This window comes from Prescottella defluvii, from assembly GCF_000738775.1.
Lineage (GTDB): Bacteria > Actinomycetota > Actinomycetes > Mycobacteriales > Mycobacteriaceae > Prescottella > Prescottella defluvii.
Genome location: NZ_JPOC01000264.1, coordinates 1 through 437, shown reverse-complemented (window position 1 = coordinate 437; position 437 = coordinate 1). Strand labels below are relative to the sequence as shown.

Genomic DNA, 437 nt, shown 5'->3' with positions numbered 1-437 from the left:
AGGCCATCGTCTCGATGGTCGCAGTCTTCAAGGCTCGCGCCATCATGGTCAACGTCAACTACCGCTATGTCGAGAACGAGTTGCAGTACATCTTCGAGAATTCGGACATGGTCGCGCTCGTCCACGAGCGTCGCTACAGCGACCGGGTGGAGGGCGTCCTGCCCAACACGCCGCAGGTGAAGACGGCCATCGTCGTCGAGGACGGCACCGATCTCGATTACTCGTCGTACGGCGGCGTCGAGTTCGAGGCGGCGCTGTCGCAGGGCTCTCCCGAGCGCAACTTCGGTGAGCGCAGCCCCGACGACATCTTCATCCTCTACACCGGCGGCACCACCGGTATGCCGAAGGGCGTCATGTGGCGGCACGAGGACTGGTGGCGCGTGCTCGGTGGCGGCGTCAACTTCGTCACCGGTGAGCGCGTCGAGGACGAGTGGGAG

General features: G+C 64.3%; 1 protein-coding gene. It reads left to right on the top strand.

Annotated elements, in window-relative coordinates; translation table 11 throughout:
* On the top strand, positions 1–437 hold a 437-nt coding region (locus tag IJ15_RS0124785; RefSeq protein WP_031940954.1), incomplete at both ends, for an AMP-binding protein.